This window comes from Okeania sp. SIO2B3, from assembly GCF_010672525.1.
GTDB lineage: Bacteria > Cyanobacteriota > Cyanobacteriia > Cyanobacteriales > Microcoleaceae > Okeania.
Window position 1 is genome coordinate 304,307 of sequence record NZ_JAAHGH010000004.1, and the last position, 20,072, is coordinate 324,378.

Sequence of the window (20,072 nt, forward strand, 5' to 3'; positions counted from 1 at the left end):
GTCTGCTACAACTTTTGCTTCCCCATTGACTTTACCCTTGAGTTTTGCTGGAGAAACATCAACTACTTCTTTTTCTTTAGCAGCATTTTCGACAATTTCATCCAGTGGCAGATGCAGTTGTAAACCATTATTTATATCCATAGGTGGAGGAGTTCCATCCACTTTCATACATTCGTTAATCTCTTCAGGAGATAAAACCCGGTCATAAATTCGTAGATTAGCAACCTTACCATTATAGTATTCGGTGTTAGGAATGTGGCTACCCAATCTTACCTCAGTAGCTGAACCTATAGGTATGTTTTTACCTTTACCACTGTGCCACAAAATACCACCAAGATAAATTTTCATCTCACCTGTGGCAACATTTTTAGTAAATGCCCAGTAAGTCCATTTACCTTTAAAATCACTAGTCTCAACTAATTTGTCTATTCTGTCAAAAGTGTTAGTATTACTGCCACAATCAAAGTAAATGCGACTATTTGACCAAGGTAAATGAATATTCACTACATAACCATTATTTTCTGCCCGAAGAAGAGTACTGTTTTTAGGTTGAGAATCGCCACCATATGCCCAAAAACCAATTGTGATTTCACCTGTTTGAGGAATAGTTGCTGTTGGTAGTTCAATATAATCATCAACTCCATCAAAGTTGATACAGTTGCCAAAGCGGGAGTCCGCTACAATTGCTGCACCATGAACTTTGCCATTAAATTTGTTGCCTGAAATATCAACAACTTCTTTTTCTTTAGCTGCATTTTCAACAATTTCATTCAGTGGCAAATGCAGTTGTAAACCACTATTTATATCCATAGGTGGAGGAGCTGCATCTATTTTCATACATTCATTGATGTCTTCTGGTGATAATACTCGGTCATAAATCCTTAGATGAGCAATTTGACCATTATAGAAACTATTATAAGTTTCACGACCAAACATCACCTTAACAACTGAATCTAAATCTATAGCTTTGTCTTTACCTGTACCACTGTGCCACAAACTACCATTAAGATAAATATTCATCTCCCCTTTGGCAACATTCTTAGTAAATGTCCAGTAAGTCCATTTATCTTTAAAATCAACAGCCTCACCTACCTTCTCAATTCTGTCAAAAGGATTTCCATAATCAAGGATGATGCGACGATCTGACCATGGTAAATAGACGCGAATAAGTGGCTGATTACCTTTATTATATGCAGATATTAAAACAGTATTTTTAGGTAAAGACTTGCCACCATATGCCCAAAAACCAATTGTGATTTCACCTGTTTGGGGAATAGTTTCTTTTGGCAGATCAATATAATCATCTACTCCATCAAAATGTACACAGTTGCCGAATTGCGAGTCGGGCACAATTTTTGCACCATGAACTTTGCCATTAAGTTTGTTGCCTGAAATATCAACAACTTCTTTTTCTTTAGCTGCATTTTCGACAATTTCATTCAGTGGCAGATGCAGTTGTAAACCACTATTTATATCCATAGGTTTAGTTTCAGGAGTTTCACTAATTGGACTTGTAGAAGTAGTATTACTAGCAACATAAATATCGTGTAGATCGTTAGGTATTGTACCTTTAATCTTTTTTTGTTTGAAAGTAAGAGTAATAGATGTATAACGTTGGTCACTCGGTAACTGAAACAAACCTAGACCCGTATCTGTGCCAAAAGAAGTACCTGGGTTGGGTGGAGTTGGACTGAACTCTTGTTTACCTTGAGAGTTTTTACCAGATATAGTTTGAGTAGCTGCATCTAGGAATACTCGAGCATTGTTCCCTTTGCCAAGGGTCCCACTGTTGAATAATTTCCAGTCAGCTAAATTTACTGGACTACCATCTAGAGTTGTTGCTGTGACTTTTATGGTTGTATATCCAGCTGCAGTACCGTTGAAAAATCTTGAGATGGCCAAATAAGTGTCACCACAGGTAGCGCCATCAGTTGCTTTTGAGCCAGCTAGAGAAGCTTTGTAGTTACTAAAATCTAGAGTAACAGAATAGTTATTTTCACGTCCTATAGTCCTGATTTGAGGCATAGTAACAGTGATACCTTTGACTTGACCCGTTAAGCTAAATTGATTCTCTATTTCCCCAGAGAGGAGGCGATCTTCTGTGATGGGGATACCACCATCTGGCTTTCCTTTCCAAGCACGGTCATCATAGTCTATTTGATTGTAGGTGATACCTATTGTACCTCCTAAACCATCAGAGATTTGCGCTGTTTGGCCAAACCCTGGATACTTATAGTCGGTAGTATCCCAAAAGGTGAGGTTTTTAGTAGCGACTTCAGACATTATAATGCTCCTTATTTATTCATTAATCGGCAATTTCTAGCGATACTAATAATTCTCTGATTGTCTGAAAAAATATACAATCCAGATATTTTTTGCTCAAGTATAAGTTTTTTGATGCATCAACTCAACATTTCTTAATAATACATTTTACCACTGATTAAATTATTCATAGAGTTAAATTTTATTAAGGATTATTGCTAAATTTTGTTCGGGAACAGGCATGGCCAATTTGTCATAAAGTCCAATATTTCAACGATAATAATGGCCTACTTGAAGCTCATAAAATCAAAAACTTTCTATCATTAAGTGATTGACTATATCAAAAAAAATAATGATTTATATGGTTTTTATATTTCAAAGATCAAATGAAATCGATATTAATTAGTAAAGCTGATATCAGTTGTTATTGAAACTAGCAAAATCAGGATTCAATATACTAATATTCCTGATACTATACCATGTCAAATATCAAACTGCTAGTTGCTGCAATACAATACAAAAATATTGGGGATATTCACAATTATATGATTTAATTTGTCTGCCTCAAAATGGTAAAAAAATATCTTTTAAAGAAAGTAAAATCAATCTTATGAATCAGGAAATATTAGTAGGAAATATATTAATTATTGACGATCAAATCAATAATTTACGAGTTTTAACTACTATTTTAAAGGGGAAAAATTATACAGTAAGAAAAGCTATAGATGGTGAAACTGCAATTGAAGCAGCTCAAATAGAACCCCCTAATTTAATTATTTTAGATATAAAAATGCCAGGAATGGACGGCTATGAAGTTTGCAAACACTTAAAATCAAATCAAAAAACTCAAGATATTCCAATTATTTTTATTAGTGCTTTAAGTGAAGTATTTGATAAAGTAAAAGCTTTTGAAGTAGGCGGAATTGATTATATTACTAAGCCATTTCAGGAGGAAGAAGTCTTAGCAAGAATTAACAGTCAGTTAACGATTCAGAAACAACAAAAACTTTTACAACAAGAAAAAGCACTATTGAAACAGGAACAAGAAAAGCTTAAGCAAGAAATTCAACAAAGAAAAGAAGCAGAAGCAATTTTATATCAATCTAGAGCCTTGATTTCTAGTATTTTAAGGAGTTCCCTTGATGGGGTTGCTGCCTTAGAAGCTGTTAGAAATCCCAAAACAGCAGAAATTGAAGATTTTCGCTGCCTGGAAGTTAATCCTATTATTGCTGAAGTCTTCAATCAAGAACGAGAAAATTTAATTGGAAAGTTGATTTTCAGAAGGTTTATCAATAAAATTGATCCTAATTTATTTGCTGCTTTTGTCGGTGTTGTAGAAACAGGAATATCCTTACAAAAAGACTTTAATTATAAGTACAAAGAAGAACAAAAATGGTATTCTTGCATAGCAGTAAAATTAGCTGATGGTTTTGCTATTACGGTCAGAGATATTACTAAAAGAAAAACATTAGAATTAGAGCTAAATCATCTCGCAACTATTGACGGATTAACAGGAGTTTATAACCGTTCCACTTTTGATCAAACTATCGCGCAAGAATGGCAACGTGCTCAAAGAGAAAAACAACCTTTATCTTTGATTTTATTTGATGCGGATTATTTTAAATTATATAATGATTATTATGGGCATCAAGCTGGAGATAATTGTTTGGTACAAATTGCCCATGCTGCTTCAGAAATGGTCAAGCGTCCGGGAGATTTTGTTGCTCGTTATGGTGGTGAAGAATTTGTGATCATTTTACCTAATACGGATCGACAAGGAGCGATCGCTGTCGCCGAGCGTATTCGACAAGCTATTCAGTTACTAGCTATTCCCCACGAATGTTCGGAAGTAAGTTCTGTTGTTTCCGTTAGTATGGGAATTGCTTGTGTTATTCCTACTACAGACAGTTCACCAGAGACTCTGATTAGTATGGCGGATCAAGCAATGTACAAAGCAAAACAGCAGGGGCGAAATCTGGCGATCGTCTACAGTACATAAGATGGGGGGATGGGCAGATGGGCAGATGGGCAGATGGGCGGATGGGCAGATGGGCAGATGGGGACCCACCCCTACTCCCAGGAGGGGAATATCGAGAAAGATTTGGCAATGGCGCTCAGATGGAACATTTTTTTATACCGAATTAAACTGATTTGATGTAAACAGGATTTACGCAAATTCACCTTTAAAATGCCATATGTAGGGGCGTTAACGATAGTTATGCGCAAGCTTTTGGCATTTGCGTTCCGCAAAGCTCCGAATTGCGCCCTCACTTGATACGCGTGTCCGTGCGTAAGTCCTGATAAACATAAGAATAATTAATGCGCTCCTAGGGTGTAATTATCAAAAAGGCGATCGTGTTTGTGTTAATTACTTAACATAGGTGGTGATATAAAGGTTAAAAGCTAAATAGAAAACGGTACAGTTTTTACTTTTAAAATTCAACTTATACCGTTTCACGGAATTCAAAAGTCAAAAGTCATGCATCGAGTGCGTAATTCTGAGGTTTCCTCAGAATGTAAGAGGCACTCAAGACAGTCATGCATTATGATTTTATAGCTCAAAACTTTGATGCTTCAATAATTTCAGCAAATTATTCAAAATCTAAAGTTTGAAACTATTTGTAACATTCTTTTTTCAAATTGGTATTACTATTGTGAATTCTGGGAATTTTAAAAATCAAGCAAATAAGTGTCAGATGATTGCCTTAAAACCTGGAATTCCATGATACAATCTTAATTGTCGATGACCGCCCCGATCGTCGTTTATTATTAATTAAACTTTTACAATCTCTAGTTTTTCAAATTGAAGAAGCTAGTAACGGACAATAAGCCATAGAAAAATGGGAAATAAGGTAACCTAATTTATGATTTATTAGATGTAAAAACTGTATATTTGGTCATCTTAAAATTCTTGATTTTGTTCACAATTTATAGATGTCAATATCAAGGTTTTCACTAACTGTAATAATACTTTGTTCTGGAAATTTTTGCCACCTACCTAAAAATAAAGGTTCAGAAGCTATAATCACAGCATTGGGGAAATGAGGATCGTCTTTTAGCCAATAAAGACTAGGGGGAGTCGCACCTTGGGCAAACCTAGAGGCAACTAATTTATGTCCGTCTGTAATGATTGTATTTGCCAAAAATTTAATTTCCTTTGTTTGAGCAATTTCTGTCAAAATTCCTAATATTTCCTGTAGAGCGTGTTTAAAATTACAGCCAATACCAATATTAGATAATATTTCATTAATTAATAATGCAAAAATATGTTCTGAATCTGTATTACCTTTAATCAATAAATAAGGAATTTCTTTGAGGTAATCGCGTATTTCTTTATAAAGAGTAAATCTGAATTTATCAATATAACCGTTATGAATAAACAATATATTTTTATAACTAAATGGTTGACAGTTACTCAAATCAATTCCTTGACCAGGAGTTGCACTTCTAACATAACCGATCATACATCCTGACTCTATATAACGACCGAGACTATTGAGATTTATATCATTCCATATTGGCTGAATATTTTTATAAGTAAAAGGTAAACTTTGTTTTTGATGATGATACCAACCCACCCCAAAACCATCAGCATTTAGTAATCCTTCTTTCATTTCGCGAGGTTGATAACCTTGAACTATTAATGAGTGTTCTGGTTGACTAACAATTGATTCTAATAAAATTGGCTCACCGAGATAGCCTAGTAATCTACACATATCAATTTTATATTGTTTATTTAATATATTGTCTACTTGTTAATCATAACATTGTGATTATCAAGACAATCAATTTAAAACTAATTCAGTGGTATTTTATGAGATTTTTGATGTCATCAATTACAATTAAATAGTTGAGTTGTGAGTTGACAATTAATATGAAATATGCTGCTTTATTCTTGAGTATTGCTATTGGTTTAATCGTACTGGGAATTAAATTTGGTGGGTGAGGATGGTTATTAGTTTGGTCTGGGGTAGTAATATCATGTCCGGATAATTAGTTATAAAAAAACTTTCTCTTTCAACTCCAGTTCTTCTTCTTTCTTCCCTCTTTCCTCCCAACCCACCCCTAACCCCTCCCAGGAAGGGTTAGGGGTGGGTTGACTCCTGAGGACTCCGTAGTTATTTATTTATCACTGTTTAACCGGACATGATATAACTATTCAACCGGACATGATATAACCCACCAAGGAAAACTAGGTGGGTTTGAGATGAGGGAAAAATATTGAATTATTCTATTGTCGAATTTTCACTTCTAACATTAGACATCTCCTTCAAAATAGGGAACAGGGAACAGGAGTAAAGAATTGACAATTTATAGATAAGAATTGCTTTGATTTTTGATTTTTGGAGATGTCTATTAGTTTAAGCAGCAGCGATCAAACCACTATGTCTCAACAAAGGTTCAGTGTTCGGTTCGCGACCTCGGAAAGTTTTAAATACCTCCATCGGATGCAAACTACCACCTAATGCTAATACTGTATCTCGAAAACGTTTACCACAACTGGCGATCGCTACTTCATCTTCTAAACCAGCTTCTTCAAAAGCAGCAAAAGCGTCAGCACTCAATACTTCTGCCCATTTATAACTATAATAACCAGCAGCATAACCGCCAGCAAAAATATGTCCAAAGGCACATAAAAATGAATCTTCTGGCAATGGAGCTAACACAGTAGTAGTTTGAGCGATGCGGTTACGCACATCCATCACTGTTTCTTCACCACGTGGTTGATAACGGTGATGTAGCTCAATATCAACTAAACTAAAATGCAACTGACGCAACATCCCACTGCCGCTCATATAATTTCTGGCAGCCAAAAGTTTCTGATAATAATGTTCTGGCAGAGTTTCCCCTGTTTCATAATGTTTTGCCATTCCAAATAATGTGGCGCGGTCGTAACACCAGTTTTCCATAAACTGACTGGGTAACTCCACTGCATCCCACTCTACATTATTAATACCAGCAGCTCCTGCATAGTCAACCTTTGTCAACATATGTTGTAAACCATGACCGAACTCATGGAAAAGAGTTTCTACCTCACTAAAAGTCATCAAACTAGGTTTACCATCTACAGGTGGTGTTTGGTTGCATTGCAAATAAGCTACTGGCAAACGCAAAGTAGTTTGACCATTTTCCACAAGTTTCGCGCGAGTTATACATTCACCCATCCATGCACCCCCCCGTTTTTCCGCCGGGCGACTATAAGCATCAAGATAGAAATAAGCGATCGGTGTATTTTTCTCATCACTAACTTGGAAATAACGCACATCTTGATGCCATACTGGTGCTTCCCCATCAGCAGCAGTAATATTAATACCAAATATCCGTTTAACTAAAGCAAATAAACCATCAAGAACTTGGGGGAGTGGGAAATATGGTCGTAACTCTTCGGCAGTAAAAGCAAACTTTTCTTCCCGCAGTCTTTCCGCCCAAAAACTGGTATCCCAATGTTTCAGGTCATTTGCCTCTAGTGCATTTTTACTGGCAGCAAATTTTTTCAATTCTTCCAAGTCTGTAACTGCAGCATCATAACTCACACTGCGTAGCTCTTCTAATAACTTTTCCACTGCTGCGACACCAGGTGCCATTTTACTAGCGAGACTCAGTTCTGCATAACTATTAAAGCCTAAAATTTGAGTTTTTTGTTGACGTAGCTCCAAAATACGTTGAATTAGAGGATAGTTGTTTAACTCTCCACTAGAAGCACGACTAATAAAAGCTTTATACAGTTGTTCTCGCAACTCCCGTCGTTTGCTGTGCTGCATAAAGGGCATAAAACTGGGATAGTCGAGAGTGATGCGCCATGGTCCGTTTTCTGGTGTTGCGTTCTCTGCTCCAGCATCTCTGGCACCTTGAGCTGCCAAACTTAATAAACTGGGAGGTAAACCATCAACTTCTTCTTTGTTTGTCAATGTGAGACTAAAAGCTTTTGTGGCATCCAGGACATTGTTGGAAAACTTTGTAGAAAGTTCTGCTAATTCTAGTTGAATGGTATTGAAACGTTCTCGCTGTTCGCCTTCTAAACCTACTCCCGAAAGTTCTGCATCTCTGATAGCAGCTTCAACTATGCGTTTTTGTCCTGAATCTAGATTTTGCCAACTATCACTATTGTGTAATTTTTTGAAGGCTTGATAAAGAGGTTGACTTTGGTTTAGTTTATTAGAAAATTCTACTACTTTTGGTTGTACTTCATTATAAGCTTTTCTTAGTTCAGGACTATTTTTTACTCCCATTAAATGCCCTACTATTCCCCAACTCCAACTTAAACGGTCTACTAATTTTTGTAGGGGTTCTACCAGGTCATTCCAAGTAGGCTTAACCGTGGTTTCTAAGTGTGTTAATTCTTGCTCTAATTCTATCAGAAGTTCTGTCATTGTAGGGACTACATCTTCTGGTTTAATAGATTCAAAAGGAGGTAATCCTTTACCATTTAATAATGCTTTATTTGTAACTGTAGCTTGAGCATTCATACGCTGTTTTTCTTGATATTCCAATCATCTTTATTTTTGGTGTTATATTATTGTAGCTTAAATGAGCAAAAAATCAAATTTTATTTCAGGTCATCTTTTGATAATTAGCAATAATATTCAAGTGAATTGACTATTAACCGATATAGTAGTCAGGAAGGAGTGAAGTTGAAATAAGTTTTATTTTGAATATTCCATTTTTTGAGGTAAGCTATCAGCTGACGGCTGATAGCTAATAGCTGACGGCTGTTTGCGCAGTATTCCCCAGGAAATGCTTACAAAATCGTTATTTGTTCAAAAATTCATGGGGAATAATTTGTTCGGGACAATTGGGGAACTCTGCCTGTTTCCAAATAGAAGATTTTTTCCAAATAGAAGAGAAAAGCTCTTTATCGGTTTTAAGATCTATTTGTTGATAGGAAATATAACCATATTCCTTCTCTTCATTGATTAGCATTCTAGTCGTAAAAGAGTTTCTTTCAACCAACGAGTTTTCATAAATCATCACATTAGTATTATGCAAATCGTGATTATCAACATTTTTGGCATTAGTACAACAAATATATCGAACTTCTACCCCAGCTTCTGCTTGCTCTCTAAGTACTTGTAGATGTACTTGTGTCGGAGATTCAGGAAGTATAAAAACTGCTTCATAAAACCGATATAAAACGTCATAATTAGTGACATTTTAATGTTTACTTCCTGCTTCCACCGGAACTGTCAGCAGCACTCCGTCCACAGGCATCAACGGTCAAGCCGACCGCATGTCTTGAGTGCGTCTTACATTCTGAGGAAACCTCATCAATTAGCACTCGCTTTCTATAATTTGTTCATCGTATTCACCAAAGCTAATATCTAATACAATACCAATTCCTTGACTTTGATTAATTTCTTCTTCTTCTGCATCTAGGAAAAAATCTAGCTCAACAAGCACTAATTCACCATCATATTTACTGTCTGTTTCTTTTAATGCTTTTAATCGACATACTTTAGCTGATTCTTGTTGTTGTGCATCTAAAGATTGAGAATTATTAAAAATTGCTTTACCATTTACATTGACTACTGAATTTTTATTTCCTTGTACATTATTATCACCTAGTATATTTTTATCTTCTTGTGTATTATTTGTACCAAAAATGGTAGATTTATTAGACGAATTTGGTAATTGATTCATAAAAATATCAAGGTAACATCATCCAAATTTTGCCAGCAGCATATCCTAGATATCCAGCAACTTTTACAACGGTGGGGAAAAGTTCATTGACTAATTCTTTTACTTCAAGAGGGAGTAGGGATGTTGCATGCAACGTCCCTACAGGGAAATAATTTATACAGCATATCCGCTGGTATTGTTTGTATAAAAGTTAGCGTGAATATCTACCAGGAAATTTAAGTTTTTTCTGGCTTTTAAACCTTTTTCCCTCTTCCTTCTTCCTTCCCTACCTAAAATTGATAATATCGTCTATTAAATTCATATCTACATAAGTTCTACCTTTAGCATTTCCAGCTATTACATTAAAAGGTTTATCTGGTTCTCCTAAATGATTTAAAACTAAAAATGCTCCAGTAAAATCTTGATTGTGCGTATAATCATTCACTGTAACAATTGTTTTTAATCCTGCCGCTAAAGCAGCTTTTAAACCATTATCTGAATCTTCAAAGACTAGACAATTATCTGGTTGAATATTCATTTTTTCTAACACATAATAATAAATATCTGGCGCAGGTTTTTTTTGTGGAACCATGTCTCCTGCTGCAATTATTTCAAACCATGATAAACTTTCCTTGCCCAAAGTATTTTCTAATAATGCAATTACATTTTCTAAGGTGCTAGTAGTAGCGATCGCTAACCGTATTTTCTGATTTCGTGCCTCTGTTAATAATCTTTTTACACCCAAGCGCAACGGAATAGTTCCTGTTGCTAATAACTTTTGATAATATTGAGTTTTCGTGGCGTGCAGATTATAAATTAATTCCTGGAGTGGAATAGATGATTTAAGCTCTGGTTGATACCGACTAATATAAAAGTTGATACGTTCTTTGCCACCCGATACTTCTAACAATTCTCCGTAGAGCGAAACTGACCATTCCCAGTCTAACCCCGCTTCAGCAAAAGCCTGATTAAAAGCTACTCTATGGCCATCTCGCTCTGTATTTGCCAAAGTCCCGTCAACATCAAATATTAAGGTCATTTAATTCAAAGTGTGATAATAAATTAATGATTATACTATTCTTAAGTTAAGTTTATTTTATAATCTCAACAAAACATTCACTTCATTAAACATCTACGATAATAAAAAATTAAATCAATTATCCCACTCTTGTTCATCAATTCTTTCTCCCTACTCCCTACTCCCTACTCTCTACTCCCCACTTCCTACTCCCTAAACTAAGCACTAATTCCAAAAGTGATAAAAGTTACTAGACGCTGTACAAGATCGTCAATTTCCTCACTAGAACTTTTTTCACTCAGGGGTTCCAATGGCTCAATTTGATTGAGAACTCGGATCAACATCGCTATCACAAGATCGAGTTTCCATTCTAATTCCATGGGAGATTCATTTGGAAGCACTTTCTGCATCATATCTAGAAATCTTTGGTGAGTTCTACTAAATTCTGCTTCAGCTAATCTCTGAACTGGATAAGGTTCTGTGCGACAACGGCCCATAAATTTGGCATGAATTAGACATTCCTCTGAGCGCTCCTGAATCATTCGTAGGGGTGGGGTAATTACAGCTTCTACAATTTCTGCCACTGAAGGGAGGTCTTCAGAGTCTTCCAAAATTGCCAGCTGTCGCATTTGTTCTTCGACAATAGGTTGCGCTACTCTTCTAATTACTGCAATAAATAGTTCCTCTTTGGAACCAAAATGATAATGGACTGCGGCCAAATTCACATCTGCTTCTCGAATTATGGCCCTTAGAGAAGTTCCAGCAAAGCCCAGAGAAGCAAAAAGTTTCTCGGCAGCATTGAGAATTTGCTCTTTTGTATCAACAGTTGAATTTTTGCTCATTCAGTCGTATGTATGATTTGCTCAATATTCTAGTTTAACACCGAGAGGTCCATTTTGACGGCTTTTGCTACCTGATATAGCAGTCGAAGCAAAGGTCGCGGAAGTATCAAAAGCTTACAGCAGTTTTCTAGTTGATGAGGTACAAAGTTTTATTGCTCTAGGCAACAGCTCCGGAAGGCAACAGCTCCGAAAGGGAATATAGGAATAAATAGTCTTATAGCTGTACCTCACGCTTCCTCAAAAGTGCTGTAAAAATCAGACAACGCAATATTTTTCCTTCTCTACTTCTTCCTTCTTCCTTCTTCCTTGTGCTATAAATCAACTCAGACCTTCTATTGCCCCCAAAGCTTTCAATACTTCCTTGTTACCCTCAGTTAACCCTTTCACTCCAGTAATATTCATACCTTCATAAGGTCTAGGCACTCGCCAAATTCTCCAACAAACACCAGTCTTAACATCCCAAAATTTAATTGTTCCATCCAAACTACCACTAATAACCGTTTCATTATCCCAACTACAATCAACTGATGAAATATGTTTATTGTTACCTTCCAAAGTCTTCAGACATTCTCCAGTAAAAGCATCCCAAAGTTTCAAACTACCATTTTGAGCGCCACTCACAATCAATTTACCATTGGCACTAAATTTCACAGGCCAAACCAAACATTTATGCCCCCGCAGCGTTTTTAGACATGACCCCATTCTCACATCCCAAAGCTTTAATGTACTATCCTCACTGCCACTTACTAAAAACTGACCATCCGGACTAAAAGCGATCGACCTCACGTTATTGCTGTGTCCCCGTAAAGTCTTCAGACATTTTCCAGTACAAGCATCCCAAATTTTGATAGTTTGGTCATCACTACCACTAGCGAGGGTTTGAGCATCAGGACTAAACACAACCCTCCAAATCCAACCTTGGTGTCCTGATAAAACCCTACACTCTCCAGTTTCAATATCCCAAATTTTGACCGTTGAATCCTGACCTCCACTAGCTAGAAACTGACCGCAAGAACTAAATGAAATAGTCCAAATACCCCCTTGATATTGTTGAGTGGGATATAGTAAATATTTCCAGCAGCTACCAGAATTAACATCCCAAATTATAATAGTTTCATCATCGCTACAACTGGCAATTTTCTTACCATCCGGACTAAAAACCACCGTCCAAATCAAACCTTTATGTCCTCTCAAATATTGCAAACATTCTCCCGTTTCCACATCCCATATCCTGACAACATAATCCAAATGACTGCTAGCAATTTTCTGACCATCCGGACTAAAAGCAACTGACCAAACTTGATCGGTATAACCTTGGAAAGTTTTTACACATTTCCCTGTTTTAGCATCCCAGAGTTTCAACACCTGGTCATTATTTCCCGTTGCCACAGTTTTGTTATCGCAACAAAAAGCCAGAGTCCGAATTCCAGTCTGATGACCCTTTCCCGTCGCCAGACATTCCCCAGTCTCAACATTCCAGAATTTAACAGTAGGTTCAAAACAAGCACTAGCTAAAGTTTTACCATCCGGACTAAAAGCAAGCACCTTGATTTCCTTTCGATGACCTGCTAGTTCCTGATAACATTCTCCTGTTTTCACATTCCACAAGCGAATAATTCTTTCATAACCACAACTGGCAAGTTTTTCACCATCTGGAGTAAAAGCTACTGACCAAACACCATCTTCGCTGCCTGTCAAAGTCCGAATACAGGTAAATGTTTCAACATCCCAAAGCTTGATATTGTGATCGGCACTCCCGCTTGCCAAAATTTTGCCATCAGGGCTAAAACTAACGCTCAAAACCCAACCGTTATGATCTGTTAAAGTTTGAAGACATTCACCTGTTGAAGCATCCCAAAGCTTTATAGTTTCGTCATTGCATCCACTGGCAATTATTTTAGCATCCGGACTAAAAGTAAGAGAAAAAATCCAATTTGTATGTCCTTCTAAATTTTGAATACACTGACCTGTAGCGATATCCCACACCTTAATTGTACCGTCAATACTACTGCTGATCAATTTTTCCCCATCGGGACTATAAGCAATGGATAGAACCCACCATCCGTGTTTGTGAAATGTTGCCATCTGTTGCCCATCTGCTACTCTTAATAAACGGACTAACCCATTGGAGTCCCCTGCTGCTAGTAGTTTGCCATCAGGACTAAATGCTAAGGAATGAATACCACCAAAAGATTGAGTAAAAATAGATTGCGTTAAGTCGCAATAGGAAAAGTTAACATTGTGTAAGTTAATTCCTTGGAGGTAAGCTTGTCTGATGGTCAGATGAGAAAAGTTGTAGCCTATTAAGTTGGTATTCAAATGACAGAATAAATTGAGAATATTTCCACTTATATACCCTGATTTAAGTGGTGTATTTTTGCGGAGTTCTTCTAGCAAAGATTGGCAATAATTTTCGAGGTTTTTTTGAGTCTGAAAAATATCAATTAGTCTTTGAATAATAGGTTCAATAAAAATTCTGATTTGAGTATTTCTAATATAGTCTTTGCCTGTAGCCATGAGTAAAGCATGATGATTAAAAAGTAGAAATTTCCCTGTTTCGATTTCTTGGCAAACTGTGGCAATAAATTTTTCTGTTATGTATTCTATTAGCACTGGCTGAAGGGTAAAAAAAATCCCCTCTTGACTTTTTTCTAAAGGCAACTTAATTTGTAGATAATGCAGAGTTTCTGAGATTCTTTCTTGGGCAGTTTTTGTAACTATATCCGATTTTAATTCAGCGATGGAAATCGGCTCTCGATGAATTGCTAGCCAATATAAAATTTCTTTCTCAAAATTAGAAAATCGTTCAAAGTGCCAATCTAATAACTCGCAAATATTAGCAAAAATCGGCTTTCCCTGTGCTAAAAATTCAGCGATATTTCCAGGAAAATCTTTAATATGATGAGCTGCTAGTTCTAATGCCAAAGGATTGCCATTATAAAGTTTAACTAATTGTTGCCATTGCTCATCAGTAGCTACAAAATCACCAATTTCATCAAAAATTGCACGTCCTTCTACAGAATTTAAACCCGCTAATTCAAAAAAACGAACTGGCTTCCGTTTTCCTGATAATCTCTCAATATTATTGATTTTTTCACGACTTGTTAATAGCAAACAACTTTGATGAGGTACTGAGGCAATTTTTTCGAAAAATTGACCATACTCTTCACATCCTGGTTGATATTTTCCCGCAGCATCTCCTGGTGCTAGAATTGTCTCCACATTATCTAAAATTAATAAACAACGATGTTTTTTTAAATAGTCAAGTAACAGAGAAATTTGCTGATATATTTTTTCTGGTAAATTAGTTATTTGTTGATGAGATATAAATTGAATAAAATCTGTAATAATTTCTGTAATGGGGGGCGTATTAATGAGCGATCGCCAAATTACACATTCAAATTCATCTTGAATATTTCGTGCTAAATGTAAAGATAAATCAGTTTTACCAATACCACCTTTGCCTAATTTGATCGACACTGCCGTTTTGCCAATACCACCGATCCCGATAATAGCAATGAGTCGGCAACGGTCTTTGATAATCCATTCTTTGAGTATTTCTAATTCTGTTTCTCTGCCAAAAAAAGCCGGAAGATCGGGAGCATCTCCCCAGTCTTGATGAGATATTTTTTGATGTTGTTCGCTTTGTTGATAATCAGATTTTTCTAAATCTAAGCAAAGATGACTAAAAAAGTTGTCCAGACTTCTTAAAGTCACTCCTTCATTCATTTTGATGATTTTTTTGATCGTAGTGCGGTGTAAACCAGTTGTTTCACAAATTTGATTATAGCTATATCGATCGCCAAATAATTTAGAAAATTGCTTATCAATTTTCTGTTTTCCTGCTGCTGTGAGAACATAAGTACATTTTCTATTGATTTTGGCCATTAGACATCTCTATTCATTTTCAAATATTACTAGATATTAATTTATGGACAGGTCTATTATCACAGTCGTTGCTAAATCTTGTCGATAATCGACAAAAGCTGAAAATATTTCTGTCGAAATTACAATTAGTTTTGTCTAAATAGCTTACTATCAGTAAGTTTGAAGGATTTAAATTATTTGTCAAAAAAATTATCGATCTTCACTGTCGATAATCGACAAAAAGTTGATTTGCTTATCTTACAATTCTTAATTAAGTTATTAGTCAGAACTTACACAAATGCTATATATGCTTTATAACAGGGAAAATACGTAAGTGATGTTAGTTATTTTTAACTAATATATCCGAAGATTTACGGTGCATCAAATAGATATTCAAGAATTAGTTCGTAAAAGTACGGAAAACTAGCCGAGACCTGACAATTAAAAACAGTGCTGTATCTTAAGTTCAGTTGGTAGGTCTAAGTTAGAAATCTCGTTGAGTAAATGATTAATACCATTTCTCTGTAACAATGCGCTTAATAATTCTTACCCAAACCTGAGTTTTACTAATAGCTTTTATCTTTTATTAAGCGCAACTTCATGGATAAATGGTATAAGATTATCGATCTTTAATATACTAGAAAGCAAACATGAACCTACAAACGCCAAGAATAACAACCCCGATCGCTGTTGTTGGATTAGGTTGCCATTATCCTGGTGCCGATGAACTATCAGCTCTTTGGGAAAATATATTAGCTAGACGTTGCCAATTTAGACAGATGCCAGATCGACGCTTACCTCTGTCTGACTATTATGACAGCGATCGGAATGCACCCGATCAAACCTATGGTAGTCAGGCATCTGTTATAGACGGTTTTGAGTTTGATTGGGTAAAGCGACGAGTTCCTCAATTAACCGTTGCCTCCACTGATATTGTTCATTGGTTAGCCTTAGAAGTTGCTTTGAAAGCTATAGAAAATGCAGGTTACAAACGTGAGAGCGTACCAACTCACAAATCTGGTGTAATTTTAGGCAATACCTTAACAGGAGAACACACTCGCTCTAATACGATGCGTTTGCGCTGGCCTTTTGTGAAGAAAGTTTTGTATGCTGCTGCTACAGCTAAGGGTTTACCTCCTCAAGTGATCGAGGAATTGAGTCAAACTATGGAACAATTCTACAAATCTGTTTTTCCCAAGATTACTGAAGACTCATTAGCAGGAGGTCTTTCTAATACCATAGGTGGCAGAATTTGCAATTTCTTTAATTTTGATGGAGGAGGATATACTGTAGATGGTGCTTGTTCTTCCTCATTAATGGCCATCGCCACAGCCGCTACCTCTTTAGCAAATGGCGATTTAGATATGGCGTTAGCTGGTGGTGTTGATATTAGTTTGGATACCTTTGAGCTAATTGGTTTTGCCAAAACAGGTGCTTTGACAGCTGAAGATATGACTGTTTATGACCGTCGTGGTAGTGGTTTTATTCCAGGAGAGGGCTGTGGTTTTGCAGTTCTCAAACGCCTTGAAGATGCTTGTGCAGCAGGAGACTATATCTATGCTGTTATCAATGGTTGGGGAATATCGTCCGATGGCAAAGGAGGTATTACTGCTCCCTCAATAACTGGACAGGCAAAAGCTTTGGGTCGTGCTTATGAAAAAGCAGGATATAGTCTAAGGCAACTTCATTTTATCGAGGGACATGGTACGGGAACGCCAGTAGGCGATCGCACAGAATTGGCAGGAGTAGCTTTAGCTATGGGTACTGATGGGGAAGCGAAAACCCGCTTCTGTGGTATGACTTCTTTTAAATCTATCGTTGGGCACACCAAAGCTGCTGCTGGTATAGGTGGATTTATTAAAGCTGTCATGGCTGTTAATCAAAGAATTTTACCCCCAACGGCTAACTGTGAACAACCGAATCCTGTATTTGATGAGGTAGCTAAATGTCTCTATCCAATTTTACAAGGAGAAATTTATGATCCGACAGAAACTCTTTATGCAGGAGTTTCTGCCATGGGGTTTGGTGGGATTAATTCCCATGTTACAATATCTTCAGGTGATGCTCCGGCAATTTCTTTAAAACCTTCCTTGGATGAAAGAGCTTTATTGGTTTCTCATCAAGATACAGAAGTGTTTGTTTTGAGTGGCGCTGAGGTTGCTGCCTTATTGGAACGAATTCAGCTAGTGAGTCAGCAAGCTGAAGGAATTAGTTTAGCAGAGTTGGTCGATCTAGCAGCAGAACTCTCTAGTCAAGTGAATCTAGAGTTTCCCTGGCGAGCAGCTATAGTAGCTGGAACTCCAAAAGATTTACTAGAATCTCTAAAACAGTTAGAGCAACTGCTCAACGATCGCCCCCCTGCTCCCAACGAAATCAGAGTTACTCAGCAACAAAATATTTGGCTTTCTAATCAAGTTAAGCGCAGTCGTGTGGGTTTTCTCTTCCCCGGTCAAGGGTCGCAGCGATTAAATATGGCTCGTACTCTGGTACAACGCTATTCTTGGGCACGAGAATTTTTGGAACAGAGCGATCTCTGGCTAGAAGAAATGGGATTTTCAGCCATTAGTGAGTATATTTATCGTCCCCTAGACCGTGCAGTTAATACCGAACAAGTACAGAACTGGTTTCAAGAACTGACTGAGGTTGCACCAACTGCAATTTGTTTTGTTTCTTTACTCTGGAAACGTTATTTAGAACGTCTGGGCATTAAACCTGTTGCTGTTGGTGGCCACAGTTTAGGAGAATTGGTTGCTTTTCATCTCGCTGGTGCTTATGACGAAAAAACATTACTAAAGTTTGCTGCCATGAGAGGAGAATTAATGACAGCACAAACCATTCTAGCTGGAAATATGGCAAGTTTAGGATGCGATCGTCAAACTGCTCAACGACTTTTGTCTGGAATTCCTGGTTATCTTGCAGTTGCCAACATTAATAGTCCCGTACAAACAGTAATTTCTGGTGAAAAAACAAGTGTAGAGCTTTTACTAAAACGAGCAGCAACCCAAAATATTCAAACTCGGCAGTTAGCTGTAGCTAACGGATTTCATTCCCAAATGATGGCACAAGCGGCACAACATTTGCGCAGCAATGCACCAATCCCTGAAAAACTTGAACCACCTAACGTTCCATTATTTTCTTGTGTTAATGGTCAGTTAATGGAATCTGGAGTTAACCTCAAAGAACATTTTGCTAGTCAAGTTACAGCTCAAGTAAATTTTATCGATTTGGTTCAGGCGATCGCTCCTCAATGCGATATTATACTCGAAGTTGGCCCTGGCAAGGTGCTTTCAGGATTAGTAAGTGCCATCACAGACTCGTCTTTATGTCTGCCATTGGAATCTAAAGCAGGAAAAGCAAAAGACCTTAATCGAGTTCTAGCTAGCTTTTTCGCCCACGGCGGTCAAATTAACTGGTCAACCGTTTACGAAAATCGTCTAGTTCGCCCATTTATCCCCGCCTCACAACGGCTATTTATTGATAATCCTTGTGAACGACCTTTCTCAGTTTCCGCAGAATACCTATCTCCGATGAACTTATCTTTATCTGGCGATCGGGAACAAGAGGTAGAGTCAAGTACACTATTCAACGATCATGCTATCGCTGAAATCCTATCTAATTATTTTGCCGAACGAGGCTCATTTTTAGCAGATTTAATTCGAGCAGATATCGAAAACTTTCCTCCCACTGTATAGAACCCATTTGAGTTCTATTTAGGGCTTGCTGAATAAAGTATGAGTGGTAGGGGTAGGAGACAGGAGACAGGAGACAGGAGACAGGAGACAGGAGACAACCCACCCCTCGCCCCTCCCAGGAGGGGAGAAATGGGAATTATAGAGGAGGTAGGAGGAAGAATAATCCCTTGATTATTCTGCACAACTCTTACCTAAAATGCGCTCTTTTTTGAACCATTACGACCATTAAGCTTGGACTTTTTTTAACTAAAAAATGCGCTCAACCTTTATATGTCAATGCTTTTAGATTTAATCAGCAAACCCTATTTAAAAAGAAATGGGGAGATGGGGAGTATTTTTCAACCTTTTTCCCTGATCAAAATCATAAGGGTCGCGCAACCCCCCCTTTTAAGGCGCAATATTTTTGGAGCGGGGTTCAAATCTCCTACTTCCCCTCCCCTCCTGGGAGGGGTTAGGGGTGGGTTGGGAGGGGTTAGGGATGGGTTGGGAGGGGTTAGGGGTGGATTAACTTCTGACTGAAATGAAGTGTGTCTTACATTCTGAGGAGACCTCAGAATTACACACTCGCTTCTGACTTCTGACTTCTGACCTTGTTAAACCTTCTCTCTAACTCCTGACTCCTGAGGACTGGCAAAAAAACTGAATCGCCGACAAAGATACGATCAGGGGTTCTATATATTGCGGAACAAAATACCCCTACTGAGTTCTGAGGACTGCAGCCAAAAATACATACCGTGTACAAAGATCCCACATGGGTTCTGTAAAACATACCAA

General features: G+C 37.3%; 11 protein-coding genes. 3 read left to right on the forward strand and 8 right to left on the reverse strand.

Annotated elements, in window-relative coordinates; all coding sequences use genetic code 11:
* A partial coding sequence (locus F6K15_RS05415) for a LamG domain-containing protein (protein ID WP_293058017.1) occupies nucleotides 1–2,283 on the reverse strand: 2,283 nt, incomplete at its 3' end.
* 589 nt (nucleotides 2,284–2,872) lie between these two features.
* Here F6K15_RS05415 and F6K15_RS05420 point away from each other — a divergent pair.
* Both F6K15_RS05420 and F6K15_RS05425 read left to right on the forward strand, forming a co-directional pair.
* Nucleotides 2,873–4,261 (forward strand): diguanylate cyclase domain-containing protein, encoded by a 1,389-nt coding sequence (locus F6K15_RS05420; RefSeq protein ID WP_293058020.1) that lies wholly within the window; start codon nucleotides 2,873–2,875, stop codon nucleotides 4,259–4,261.
* A gap of 17 nt (nucleotides 4,262–4,278) precedes the next feature.
* Complete coding sequence (locus tag F6K15_RS05425; protein ID WP_293058022.1) at nucleotides 4,279–4,407, forward strand: hypothetical protein; 129 nt, start codon at nucleotides 4,279–4,281, stop codon at nucleotides 4,405–4,407.
* A 776-nt stretch (nucleotides 4,408–5,183) separates the two neighbouring features.
* Here F6K15_RS05425 and egtC read toward each other — a convergent pair.
* The 7 genes from egtC to F6K15_RS05460 form a co-directional block, all read right to left on the reverse strand.
* Nucleotides 5,184–5,978 (reverse strand): ergothioneine biosynthesis protein EgtC, encoded by a 795-nt coding sequence (egtC, locus tag F6K15_RS05430; RefSeq protein WP_293058025.1) that lies wholly within the window; start codon nucleotides 5,976–5,978, stop codon nucleotides 5,184–5,186.
* Nucleotides 5,979–6,623: 645 nt separating this feature from the next.
* Nucleotides 6,624–8,729 (reverse strand): M3 family metallopeptidase, encoded by a 2,106-nt coding sequence (locus tag F6K15_RS05435; protein ID WP_293058228.1) that lies wholly within the window; start codon nucleotides 8,727–8,729, stop codon nucleotides 6,624–6,626.
* Nucleotides 8,730–9,012: 283 nt separating this feature from the next.
* Complete coding sequence (locus F6K15_RS05440) at nucleotides 9,013–9,249, reverse strand: hypothetical protein (protein ID WP_293058028.1); 237 nt, start codon at nucleotides 9,247–9,249, stop codon at nucleotides 9,013–9,015.
* Between the two features lie 282 nt (nucleotides 9,250–9,531).
* Complete coding sequence (locus tag F6K15_RS05445) at nucleotides 9,532–9,900, reverse strand: hypothetical protein (RefSeq protein ID WP_293058030.1); 369 nt, start codon at nucleotides 9,898–9,900, stop codon at nucleotides 9,532–9,534.
* A 265-nt stretch (nucleotides 9,901–10,165) separates the two neighbouring features.
* Complete coding sequence (locus tag F6K15_RS05450; protein ID WP_293058033.1) at nucleotides 10,166–10,918, reverse strand: HAD family hydrolase; 753 nt, start codon at nucleotides 10,916–10,918, stop codon at nucleotides 10,166–10,168.
* A 197-nt stretch (nucleotides 10,919–11,115) separates the two neighbouring features.
* Nucleotides 11,116–11,739 carry a TetR/AcrR family transcriptional regulator gene (locus F6K15_RS05455; protein WP_293058035.1) on the reverse strand — a complete coding sequence of 208 codons (624 nt, stop codon included), beginning with the start codon at nucleotides 11,737–11,739 and terminating at the stop codon, nucleotides 11,116–11,118.
* 318 nt (nucleotides 11,740–12,057) lie between these two features.
* Nucleotides 12,058–15,627: an NB-ARC domain-containing protein gene (locus tag F6K15_RS05460; protein WP_293058038.1), complete on the reverse strand. Its 3,570-nt coding sequence runs from the start codon at nucleotides 15,625–15,627 to the stop codon at nucleotides 12,058–12,060.
* A gap of 629 nt (nucleotides 15,628–16,256) precedes the next feature.
* Here F6K15_RS05460 and F6K15_RS05465 point away from each other — a divergent pair.
* Nucleotides 16,257–19,298, forward strand: a complete 3,042-nt coding sequence (locus F6K15_RS05465; RefSeq protein WP_293058041.1) for a type I polyketide synthase — start codon at nucleotides 16,257–16,259, stop codon at nucleotides 19,296–19,298.
* Nucleotides 19,299–20,072: the final 774 nt, after the last annotated feature.